This is a genomic window from Nostoc sp. CCY0012 (assembly GCF_963920855.1).
Taxonomy (GTDB): domain Bacteria; phylum Cyanobacteriota; class Cyanobacteriia; order Cyanobacteriales; family Nostocaceae; genus Cyanocohniella.
The window spans coordinates 90,939-102,837 of record NZ_CAWUDM010000006.1; the positions used below are offsets into that span (position 1 = coordinate 90,939).

Below are 11,899 nucleotides of genomic sequence, written 5' to 3' on the forward strand. Positions count from 1 at the left end.
CCTCATTCACTAATTCACTTTGAACTTACTGGCAGTTGCTAATAACTCTTGTGCCATTCCTGATAAATCTTGCAATACCGCAGCAATTTCTTGAGACTCGGTAAACGTTTTGTTAGCAATTTCTGCTACATCTTGCATTGATGCTGTTACCGTTACAGATTGCCCCATTTGTTTTTGGGTTGCTTCGGTAATGCGATGAATTAGCTGACTGATTTCGGCAGTTGCAGAAACAATAGCATTTAAGTTTTGACGGGTTTCACCAACAAAGTTTGTCCCTTCTACAACTTGCTGAATACCTGTTTCCATCGCTACTGCAACTTCGCCAGTTTCTGTTTGGATTTCTTGGACTAATTTTTCAATTTCAATGGTTGCAGCGGCTGATTGGCGAGACAAGGAACGAACTTCATCGGCTACAACAGCAAAGCCTTTACCATATTCCCCGGCGCGGGTGGCTTCAATAGCAGCATTTAACGCCAGTACGTTTGTCTGTGTGGCGAAGTTGCTAATTAAGTTCACCACCTTGGAGATTTTTTGTGAAGATTCGCTGAGGCGTTTAATCTTTTTACTGGTTTGGGCAACGGTTTCCCGAATCGCTTGGATGGCTTTGACAGTCTGATTCATGGCTGCATCACCAGATTCTACGGTTTGGTTGGCTTGTTGCAACGCCACCTGCACCAAATCTGCGTGATTAACTACCGCTTGGGTTGAGTCAACCATTTGTTGAATTTCACCTAAGGCTACGGTAATTTCGTCAGACTGTTGTTTTGCGAGATTTGTTAATCCCGCTAAGGAAGCCTCACTATTACTAGATGTTTGGGCGACTTGTTGAGAAGTTACCTGCACTTGGTTGACAATTTGCCGTAGTGCTTGCAGAGTATTATTGTAAGCATCAGCAATTGTACCGAGTTCGTCTTCTGTAATCGGTGCGCGTACTGTTAAGTCACCATTCAAGGCAGGCCTGACTGCTGTGAGAAGTTGAATAGATCGTTGTTGCAATAATTCCTTAGCTGCCTTTTCCCTTGCTGCGGCTTCTGCTAGTTTGGCTGACTGTGCTTGTAGTTGTTGTAGATATTCGGTTTGTTGTAATCCCAACCCTAACTGATCACCAATCCGTGCTAACAAGCTGACTTGTGATTCTTCCCAATCACGAGAGCTAGAATTTTGATACGCTGCCAATAAGCCCCATAATTGTTCGCCAGCAAACACAGGAACTATCACATAAGCTTTGGCTTCAAACTGCTCTAAAACTTCAATGTGACAAGGAGAATGTCCTACCTGATAAATGTCATTGGCAACAAAGCTTTCACCTTTAGCATATCTACCTCCCTGAGTTTCTTGTAAGTGGGTATCTTCCCAAACGGTTTTGATATCAACACCTACTAGTTTGACCCAATTATGCGCCACAGACTCAGCAATAAATTCACCGCCCCAATCAGCATTAAAGCGATAAACAGCCACGCGATCGCATCTGAGTAATTGGCGCACTTCTTGAGTTGCTGTTTTGAAAATTTCGTCTACATCTAATGATTGCCGAATCCGGTTGACTATCTTGGTAACGGCTTTTTCTTGTTCAGCTATCTGAGCTAGTTTCTCAGATTTCACGCGCACTTGTTCGAGATAATCTATTTGTGATTTAGCTAGGCTAAATTGCAAGCCAATTTGAGTTAAAAAGTTGACTTCCCAGGGTTGCCATGTCCGAGAGCCAGAATTTTGATAAGCTGCCAGTAAACCCCACAATTTATCGCCAAAAAATATCGGCACAATGATATAAGCTTTGGCTTCAAACTGCTCTAAAATCTCAATGTGGCAGGGAGCTAGACCTATTGTATAAATATCATTAACAACGAAATTTTCACCTTTGGCATAGCGCCCTCCCTGGGTTTCTTGTAAGTAGGTATCGTCTAAAACTGTTTTGATACCAGGCCCTACTAGTTTGACCCAAATATTACCTACTGATTCAGCAATAAATTCACCACCCCAATCAGAATTAAAGCGATAAACAGCCACGCGATCGCACCGCAGTGATTGACGCACTTCTTGAGTTGTGGTTTTAAAGAAACAATCTACATCTAAAGCTTGGCGAATGCGGTTAATTGTTTTAGTTAATGCCTTTTCTTGTGCAGCAATTTGCACTAATTGCTCAGATTGTACCTGCATTTGTTCTAAATATTCACCCTGGGAAATGGCTACACCAAATTGCAAGCCAATCTGAGTTAAAAAGCTGACTTCCCAAGATTGCCATTCTCTCGGCCCAGAGTTTTGATAAGCTGCCAATAAACCCCACAATTGTTCCCCAGAAAAAATCGGCACAATTATGTAGGCTTTCATTTCAAATTGTTCTAAAATATCAATGTGGCATTGAGCATGACCAACCTGATAAATGTCATTGACAGCAAAGCTTTCACCCTTGGCATAACGACCGCCTTGAGTTTCTTGTAAATGTGTATCTTCCCAGACCATTTTAAAGTCTTGGGTGACCATTTTTACCCAACCATGACCCACCGATTCAGCAACAAACTCGCCACTCCAGTCAGGTTTGAATCGGTAAACACCCACGCGATCGCAGCGTAAAAATTGGCGAATTTCTTGAGTTGTGGTTTGAAAAATCTGATCGACATTTGATATTCGCAGAATTTTGTCGATGACTTTGGCAACAGATTTCTTAGCTAGTGTCTGCTGTTGTAATTCTTTTTGAAATTCAAATTTTTGTAATCTATAGGTTAGTTCTGTAGAAATTTGCGATAGTAAAGTAATTTCTACTTCTTGCCACGGGCGAACTGAATTACAATTATTGATAGCTAATAAGCCCCAAACCTTACCTTCTATGACAATCGGTAAACTCAAACAAGCTTTGATTTGAAACTTCTCAAGCAGTTGTTTTTGATAGGGGGTAAGCTGTATTTGGTTAACATCATTAATGGCTACAGGTTCCAAATAATCTTGGCTGGTATATAAGCCAAATAAAATACCTGGAAGATTTTCGCCTAGAGTTGGTGTCCAACCTAAAGTTCTCGATTCTGATAAAACTGTGCCAGACTCCAGAGAAGTAAAGCGATAAATTAAGGCGCGATCGCTACCAAGTTTATCCCTGACTTGTGCCACAGTCATTTTTAGTAGCATCTCCATATCTGGAGCTTGACGCATCTGAGTTGTCATTTCTTGCAACTGCTGTCGCCAAGTTTGAAATTCCTGAGAAATAGCTTTTAATTCTGATATGGCATCGCTAGCAATATTAGCTATTTTTTCATCGCCATTCTCATTGTTTAAATGTGCTAATTCAGTAACTATAGGCTGGTTTTCGTGGCTATTATTATATGCAATGCTCATGTCTTCACCCTGGAGAGATTGTACTAGTAAAGTGATATTTTGTCGTTTCCAGTTAAACCCTGGTAATTGAAAATGCATGACTAGAAAAAATAATTAATTATTCATAGTCCATAGAGGCGATCGCACAATTGCTGTGGCATCCAAATTTAATATCATTTCTTCAGCACTATTAATAAAGTAGCCTTGCAAAAATGGTGACATCGCCGGATAAAATAATTCAGCTGATGGAGGTTTAATTTGATTGGTGTCTAGCCACTCAATATCCATGAGATTCTGCACCAATAAACCTAAATATTTACCTTCTTTTTCCAGCACAATAGCCATCATTGTTGAAAGAAAATTAGCCCCTTGTAACAGTGGTGGATAACCCAGCATTGCGTCTAAATCAACTAACCACAGCATTTCGCCGCGCCAGTTATAGATACCCAAGACACAATTAGGCATTTGGGGGACACCACATATATCGGCCAACGATACTTGAAAAACTTCTGTGATGTGTTCTAAAGCAATTACTGCCGTATCCCTTGTACCTAATTGCAAACTTAAAAATTTCTGTTTAGTCTCTAAAGTCATTTTTCCTTTGATATTACTTAATTAATTTCTTTAAAGTAACCTCTAGTTCTTCTTGATCTATAGGTTTGGAAAGATAAGCTTCCGCACCCAGCATATTACCCCAAATTTTATCTACATCGCTATTTTTAGTAGAACAAAAAACCACAGGTATTTTGCTGGTGTTGGGGTTATTTTTAAGTTCTCGACAAATTTCAAATCCACTTTTACCTGGTAAAATTACATCTAAAAAAATCAGATCAGGTTTATTTTTGTCTATTTTGTCCTGTGCCTCTTCACTACTAGTGGCACTCATTACCGAATACCCTGCTTGCTGCAAGTAACGGCTGAGGATTTGCATATCTGTCAAACCATCTTCAACAACTAAAACAGTATTCATGGTTATCGCCTGTGTAATTTTTGAAATAATAGAACTACCAAATTTAGTAAACATCTTAAGAAGGCATTTACTGGATTTGAGTTTTACTCAAGTTTGATTCATGTTTTTTGTATTTGCTTCAGCGTAAATACTAGGCTTTATCAGTTTTTTTAAAATACTTTTAAATTCATTTAACATGATTAATCACTGGATAATTCAGCCTTACGTAAGATAATTAAGACTGAAGCATATCCGAGTTTTCAAAAAGTAATTTTTAAAAAAGCCAATCCAAAATTTATGCCAAAGACCTTAATGACAAACCCTTAAATTAGATGGATATGATTTGTCTTTAACTTGAGTTTTTACCTGTACAGGTAAATATTTTTTGACTACACTCATTAACTTATCTTCTGTTACGGGTTTAGTCAGAAAATCTGTGGAACCGACTACTTTAGCGCGGACTCTATCCAGGAGGCCATCATTACCAGTTAAAATAATTATAGGTGTGTCGGCAAAGGCAGAAATACGGCGCAACTGAGTGCAGATTTCGTAACCATTAGCAATAGGCATAATCAAATCTAAAAAAATCAAGTCTGGTTTGTCTTGAATCAAGGTTGGTAAAGCTTGTACAGCATCTTGAATCTTGACAAATCTCATTCCATTTGAAGTGATAATTTCCTCTAAGATTTTACAAACTTGAGGGCTATCATCCACACAGGCCACCAATGGCACAGTTGATTTTTGCGATTGTGTAGCAATAGGCTGACTTTTGAGTTCTGTCACTGACAAAGGTAAATCAGGAACTTCCACTAGTTCAATAATGCCTTTGAGGATATAAGGCAACAACGAACGGGTAACAGGGACAATACTCTGCTTCATTTTTGCTGCTAAATCCCGCAGCGTATACTTACCGTCGATCAAACTGACAAAGTTTTTGTAAACAGATGGACTAACATGCTCCTGGAGTTGTTCTGGTTTGCGGATGACTGGCGCTAAGTCAGGAGAAAAATTCGCTAAACCAGCTTCTGACCAAGTTTTCCACGAGTCTTGCATCTGTTTCATAGACAGATCTGCACTCGTAAAACTCATTGGTGTTTCTAAGATTACTTCCTGCCTGCGATCGCAACTCACAGAGACAAAATCAGTTTTCTGAGCTAAGTCAAATAAAAGCTCTGCTATCGTATTTTCTACAATAGCGTGAATTTGCTCACGCTGAATTTTCTGTTTTTTATACAAAATTTCCAGGAGGCGATAATCCCAGTAATCCATTGATATATCTTGTCTGCGTAACTGCAACTTATCTACATCAATGTCGGGGCAATATTGAGCCATCTGTCTCCGCCAGCGCCGGAAAGGATGGGTTCCACCTGTCGCCCAAACTATTCGCCCTAGACGATAGTAAAAAACCCATTGATTTCCTTTAGGACTTTTAATATTTAAATGTCCGTTATATTGCAGTTGAGTACAAATTTTAAATTCGTTAAAAATGTTATTTGATATCGTCATCTCCGGGTGGGTCATAGTTTGTTCCTTTAATTAACAAATCAGCCCTTTAAATACCCAAAATAACTAGATAAAAATTGGTATGCGTCTTTACGATGGCGAATATACTTGTCTAAATAATTCAGATAATAAAGATGCAGTTCATTAGTTATTGATCTACTATAATAAATATATTTAATCTAAATGATATCCGTGTAAGTTCTGAGTTTTCTTTAAAGAAATAGTGGGTTCGAGATAAATTTTTTCTTCTTGTTTCTTGTTAATAAATGTTAAAAACTCAACATATAATTTACATTTATTAACATTATTTCTAGCAGTTAAGATTCAATGTATATAAAGAAATATAAATCAACTTTAGGGGAGCAAGTGCGTTGCAGAGGTTCCCTCAGTTGTAGGAACTGGCGTTGTGTTGTCGCGCAACGCACCTTGAATTATTCGGTGCCGTCAAATCAAATCGGTATCTGTTGTCGGAGGAATGCGCCCTTGGACTGTCAAAATAGAGCAAGGGGAATGATGCAGTACATAATTGCTGACACTGCCGAGCAAAAACTCACTAATGCCAACACGACCTCGACGACCCACAATAATCAAGTCTGCGGGCCAATTACGCGCCACCTCACAAATTATCCGACCTGCATCACCCAAGTTTTGGGTAAACCCAGTTTTTACCCCTGCATGAATTGCTGTGTCACTGAGCAATCGCAACCAATCTAGTCTTTGTTGCTTCAGTTCTTCCCACTCCCGCATATAGCTATCTATAGGTGCAGCTTGTAGAGACGGATACATGGTGTCTGGTTGGGTAAATACAGGACTGAGATAAGGATCTTCTAAAGGAGATAATACATGCAGCAACATAAGTTCAGCGTCAGCTGCTTTTGCCAAAAATATACCTTGTTCAAAAACAGATTGGCTCATGTCAGACTTATCTACAGCCACCAAAATTTTGTGATACATACCCAAAAATCCTTACTAATTGACTTGTTTTACTTTATGAGAAACAGGTAAATTATATGTGTTTTATTCATTTGTAAAATTAGTATAAAACCTGCCGATGGAGAGCATTATTTATATTTGTAAAATTAATTTGTTCATGCGCCTACTCTATTTAGACAGATATTGCTAAACGTTGTATCTGAATATTTATTTTATTAACACCTTTCGATTCACTAAGCCCTATGTCTAATGGCAAGACAACACCTACGGCGCTTAATTGTGAATTGGAAATAGTGAAAATCTTACCTGAAATTTTCCACCTAGCCTTGGCGATTAAAAAAGCAGACAAAACGGAGATTTCCCTGTTACCTATTGCCTATTGCCTTTTAATTTCCATTATTCCCATATTTGGGCAACGCGACGACCAAATGGCTTGACAGAAAATAGGGAATAGGACACAGGGAATGGGGAGTGAGTTTTTTCAGCGCATAACGCAGGCTGCGCTAATAAAAATGAATCCTAGATCACCGAATATTTACAGCATCTGACGCGAACAGTGAATTAGATTTGTTTGTGAAAACCGAAAATCCAAAATCGGCTGGTAATTAGTCATAGGAAAATATCTCTGTTGACCAATTACCAATTCTTTGGTGCTAGCACTAACACCGAGCCATCTCAAGCCAGTGTTTCTGGACAATAACCCAGCCCCCGAACGAATTGTTGGCGAAACGCTTCAATTTCTTCTCTTTCTGGGCTACCATGAGAAACTATCGCTACTTGATAGCGACGCATTACGTCCACAGGGCTTTGTCCCGCTTCCAAACTCCAAAGTGCCATTTGCACGCGCATCGGTGGCTCGTAGCTAATTCCTAATTCATTGAGAAAAGCTCGAAAATCGCCATCTTCTTGAGACGAAACTGGACTTTTGAATTTGATTCTCACCACCCAACCATCAATTTGATGAATCACGGTAACGAAGGAGACGGGCATCTGAGGTCTGGCGTGCAGATGTTGAACGACCCTCAGAGTTAGACTGGCATTTGCCAGGTAATACAAGTATTCCATGTTGCTGCTTTGGATCAAAGCCAATCCTACTCCTCTATATTCGTAGATAGATCGCATTCCGGGTAGGGTAAAAGCCCCCGTTTTCGTATGGGGAAAATTACCCAATTTTAGTAGTGATATTTCCGTGTTACTTAATATAGTCTCCATACCTAATAGTGAAAACAGGAAATTGAGCATTGTAATTGAGCATTTTTCTGATAAATATCAAACTAAGGAATGTGGATTTAATAAAATACAGAACCTCACCCCCAACCCCTCTCCTTACTAAGGAGAGAGGAGACTTTGACACAAGTCAAAGGCGGGGTGAGGTCAAAAACTAGACTTACATGTTATTTAATTCATGTTCCTAAATTGTTCACCATCATTCAACTTCTATGAAGCAACAAATAGCACACACTAATTTTCAGTCACCTTCTCCCCAAGAGGAAAAAAACGCAAATCTAGACTGTTCATTGGCTGGATATGATTACACATTACCGGGTGAACTTATTGCCCAAAACCCTGTTTTTCCTAGAGATAGCTCACAGTTATTGGTAGTAAATTCTCCTACTACAGGTCAAGAAACAGCACCCCTACACCATATTTTTCGGGATTTACCAGAACTATTACGCACTGGTGATTTATTAGTCATAAATAATACTAAGGTGATTCCGGCACGTCTTTATGGTCGTAAATCTACAGGCGCAGAAATAGAGGTGTTGCTTTTAGAAGAACGACAACATAACTGTTGGTTAGCCTTAGTCAAACCAGGAAAACGCTTCAAACAAGGAACAGAGATTATTTTTGAACCGAGAGGAATAGGGATGAGGAATGCAGAAAATTCTGACCCACTCCCTACTCAATTAACTGCCACAGTCTTAGAAACAGACGCAGCAACTGGAGGGCGTTTATTACAATTTAATGTGCCGACAGGAAAATCTTTGGTATCGGTATTAGATGATTTCGGTGAAATACCCCTACCACCTTATATTACAGCATCGACTGCTGCTGATGAACAATATCAAACAGTTTATGCTCAACAACCAGGGGCGATCGCCGCACCTACTGCTGGATTACACTTTACGCCAGAACTGTTAGAAAAGTTGCGCGATCGCGGCATCAACCAAGCTTACATTACACTACATGTGGGCGTGGGTACCTTTCGCCCGGTGGAAGTAGAAGATGTGACTAGTCATCAAATGCATGAAGAATGGATTGAAGTTCCCCCAGAAACAGTAGAACAAATTCGCGCCACCAAAGCTGCTGGTGGTCGCATTATTGCTGTGGGGACAACAGCAGTCCGGGCTTTAGAAGGGGCCTCTACATCTGGGGATTTACAACCATTTTGTGGCAAAACCAATTTATTTATTTATCCTGGTTACCAATGGCGGGTAGTAGAAGGTTTAATTACTAATTTTCATCTACCGCGTTCTAGTTTGCTGATGCTGGTAAGTGCGTTGATTGGTAGACAGCGATTGTTAAATCTATACAACGAAGCGATCGCCTCTCAATATCGCTTTTATTCTTTCGGTGATGCCATGCTAATTTTGCCAGAAGCTAGAGCTAGCAAGAGTTAGAAATTTTTAACTTTTAACTTTTAATTTTCTGTTTCTTGGTGGGTACTCTGACTTATAAGGATCTATAAAAGTACAGAGTTGCCAGTTATGTATAAACAGCATCAAATTCGCCAGTGGTTTTGCTGGTTTTCTCCGATGTTCAATGGGCGGCAGCCACATTTAGGACTTCTCTGTGCTGCCTCTACATTTTTGATGTTGGCTGCACCGACAATGATCAATTTACCAGCAAGCAAACTGTTGGCACAAACTCCAGTATCTCAGGATTTAGAAGCAGCTAGCTTTTACCAGCAAGGAGTCACACGTTATAACCGAAATGACTTACAGGGTGCAGAATCTGCCTTTCGCCGTGCCTTGCAGCGTGACCCGACTATTGGCATGGCCAGGAATTATCTCGGCAATATTCTGTTAATGCAAAACCGCCTAGATGTAGCAGTCCAAGAATATGGAGAAGCCTTACGAATTAACCCCAATTTGGGTGAAACTTATTACAACTTGGGGTTAGCATTGCACCGACAAGGACAAAAGGAAGCGGCAATAACAGCTTATCGGCAAGCATTGCTGATCGACCCTACAAGGTCAGCAGCCCATTACAACCTGGGGTTAGCATTACATGACTTAGGACAATCCCAAGAAGCGATCGCCGCCTACGAACAGGCAATTAATTTGGATCAAAACAATGCCGATGCCCATTTTAACTTAGCGATCGCCCTGCAATCACAAGGTGAAATCGAACCTGCTATCGCCGCCTATCGGCAAGCGGTGCAGCTAAATCCTCAAAATGCCAAAGCCTACAACAATATGGGCAGTCTGAGGGCAATTCAAGGTCAAAATACCGAAGCGATCGCTGTTTATCGCCAAGCCATTCGCCAAAATCCCCAGGATGCTGCAACTTACTATAATTTGGGAGTGACTTTATACAATCAGGGTGATCTACCAAGAGCCAATGCAGTATTGAAACGCGCCCACCAAATATACCAGGAACAAGAAAATCTGGAAGAAGCCCAGAAAATCGACCAATTGATTCAGCAAATTGCCCAAGTGATAGAACAACAGCGTCAAGCTGCTCAAACAGCTACTTCTGCTGAGAAAGCAACTGTTACAGGTGATGTGGTGATACCTGAAACAATTCCTAGCAATGTGCCAGTTTCTTTGGATAAATAGCCTACATCAAAAGAGGCAGGGGGGCAGGCTTCGCCGTGAGCGTCAGCCCCTCCGCTTCTTGGTAAAGTGTTAGCTATCTAATACTTGGTTTATTGTGACTTTACCCATAAGCTTGCCGCTACTGGAACCATAACTTTGCCGTCAACACCACTATAACCCTTATTCTTGCGTCAGCTAATTTTGGATGAAATTGACAGGTTGGAACCATAACTTTGCCGTTAGTCCAAAATGGAAGGATAAGCTTGCCGTGAGTCCAATCAAGCATAGAAAGCAGGAAAGCGCCGGATTTTTTAGAATGGAGTAGAAGCGGTTCATGCTGGTATGGGATAGAGACATTCGGTTATCGATCTGTTCTGATTAACTACTAGAGTAATATAATATTCCCCTAAGCAGTAAGAATATTGCGAACAATAGTCTAAACTGGATTACTGCTCTAACCAAAGTAGTTGGCGATGGCAATGAGGGCAATTATACAGAAGAGAATGTTGATGTATTAAACAAACTCTGCCATCTTTAAATTTTTCTAGAAATTTCCATCTATGGCAGCTATATTAATTCAAAGTGAGGAATATGTAGACTTAACGTTTAAGCTAAGAGGCGCACCGATTCCTCTTGATAATGGTTATGCTGTCTATAGTGCTTTGTCCAGTATTTGTCCTAGCCTTCACGAACTAAAGTCTATTGGGATTCATCCGATTGCTGGAATACCGACCAGGAACAATTTGCTGGAACTCACTGCTCAATCTCGTCTAAAAATTCGGATTTATCATCAACAAATTCCTATAATTTATCCTTATTTAGCTGGTCAAGCTTTTTATATAGGCCAAAATGCTTATCAACTAGATATTCCCGACTACAAACCGTTAATTTCTTCAGAAAGTGCCTATTCCAGATTAGTGGTGATTAAAGGGTTTCAAGACTCTACTAACTTTATTGAAGCTGTTCAACGGCAACTGGATAATTTAGGAATACAAGGGAAAATTGAACTACTTACCCGACAAGATGGAACACCTCAAAAAAGACAAATAACCATCAATAAACAAGGGAAACAGTTTAAAATTAGAGGATTTGGCGTAAAAATCAGCGAACTCAACCCAGAAGATTCCTTAATTTTGCAGGAACAGGGCATTGGCGGGAAACGAAAGATGATGTGTGGAGTATTTGTTCCAGCGACTCGCAGCAAGGAAGAAGAGGAAACCTGATCATGGTTGCTACCCAACCCAAAATTTCCCTATCTCTCGATGCTGCGGATACGACAATAATGCACCGCGTGGGAATGACGGGACTTTACATGACTTTAAAGCAATTAGAAAAGCAATATCCCTCATCTCATCAACGGGGAGGACATATATCATGGTTTTTGACTGATGATACCTTAGTGGTGCAGAAAACTTTTTGGAGTCTCAAGTTGAAAAAACAGTAACAC

General features: G+C 40.2%; 11 protein-coding genes. 5 read left to right on the forward strand and 6 right to left on the reverse strand.

Annotated elements, in window-relative coordinates; genetic code table 11:
- Positions 1–9: 9 nt before the first annotated feature.
- The 5 genes from ACM0OS_RS02875 to ACM0OS_RS02895 all read right to left on the reverse strand — a co-directional run bounded on the left by ACM0OS_RS02875 (position 10) and on the right by ACM0OS_RS02895 (position 6,712).
- Complete coding sequence (locus ACM0OS_RS02875; protein WP_414541652.1) at positions 10–3,327, reverse strand: GAF domain-containing protein; 3,318 nt, start codon at positions 3,325–3,327, stop codon at positions 10–12.
- 93 nt (positions 3,328–3,420) lie between these two features.
- Positions 3,421–3,900, reverse strand: a complete 480-nt coding sequence (locus tag ACM0OS_RS02880; RefSeq protein WP_414541642.1) for a chemotaxis protein CheW — start codon at positions 3,898–3,900, stop codon at positions 3,421–3,423.
- A gap of 13 nt (positions 3,901–3,913) precedes the next feature.
- Entirely contained in the window at positions 3,914–4,276 is a 363-nt protein-coding gene (locus ACM0OS_RS02885) for a response regulator transcription factor (RefSeq protein ID WP_414541653.1), read from the reverse strand.
- Positions 4,277–4,564: 288 nt separating this feature from the next.
- Positions 4,565–5,776, reverse strand: a complete 1,212-nt coding sequence (locus ACM0OS_RS02890; RefSeq protein WP_414541643.1) for a response regulator — start codon at positions 5,774–5,776, stop codon at positions 4,565–4,567.
- A gap of 426 nt (positions 5,777–6,202) precedes the next feature.
- Positions 6,203–6,712, reverse strand: coding sequence for a universal stress protein (locus ACM0OS_RS02895; RefSeq protein WP_414541644.1), 510 nt, complete (start codon positions 6,710–6,712; stop codon positions 6,203–6,205).
- Positions 6,713–6,984: 272 nt separating this feature from the next.
- Here ACM0OS_RS02895 and ACM0OS_RS02900 point away from each other — a divergent pair, with 272 nt between their 5' ends.
- Positions 6,985–7,128, forward strand: a complete 144-nt coding sequence (locus ACM0OS_RS02900; protein ID WP_414541645.1) for a hypothetical protein — start codon at positions 6,985–6,987, stop codon at positions 7,126–7,128.
- Between the two features lie 238 nt (positions 7,129–7,366).
- Here the strand turns inward: ACM0OS_RS02900 and ACM0OS_RS02905 are convergent, their stop codons facing one another.
- A complete protein-coding gene (locus tag ACM0OS_RS02905; protein ID WP_414541654.1) occupies positions 7,367–7,756 on the reverse strand; it encodes a hypothetical protein in 390 nt (129 codons plus the stop codon).
- Between the two features lie 374 nt (positions 7,757–8,130).
- Here ACM0OS_RS02905 and queA point away from each other — a divergent pair, with 374 nt between their 5' ends.
- The 4 genes from queA (at position 8,131) to ACM0OS_RS02925 (ending at position 11,896) form a co-directional block, all read left to right on the forward strand.
- Positions 8,131–9,312: a tRNA preQ1(34) S-adenosylmethionine ribosyltransferase-isomerase QueA gene (queA, locus tag ACM0OS_RS02910; protein WP_414541646.1), complete on the forward strand. Its 1,182-nt coding sequence runs from the start codon at positions 8,131–8,133 to the stop codon at positions 9,310–9,312.
- 87 nt (positions 9,313–9,399) lie between these two features.
- Positions 9,400–10,473, forward strand: coding sequence for a tetratricopeptide repeat protein (locus tag ACM0OS_RS02915; RefSeq protein WP_414541647.1), 1,074 nt, complete (start codon positions 9,400–9,402; stop codon positions 10,471–10,473).
- A 539-nt stretch (positions 10,474–11,012) separates the two neighbouring features.
- The gene (gene cas6 / locus ACM0OS_RS02920; RefSeq protein WP_414541648.1) at positions 11,013–11,675 is read left to right on the forward strand and encodes a type I-MYXAN CRISPR-associated protein Cas6/Cmx6; all 663 of its coding nucleotides are present in this window, start codon (positions 11,013–11,015) and stop codon (positions 11,673–11,675) included.
- 2 nt (positions 11,676–11,677) lie between these two features.
- Positions 11,678–11,896 carry a hypothetical protein gene (locus tag ACM0OS_RS02925; protein WP_414541649.1) on the forward strand — a complete coding sequence of 73 codons (219 nt, stop codon included), beginning with the start codon at positions 11,678–11,680 and terminating at the stop codon, positions 11,894–11,896.
- Positions 11,897–11,899: the final 3 nt, after the last annotated feature.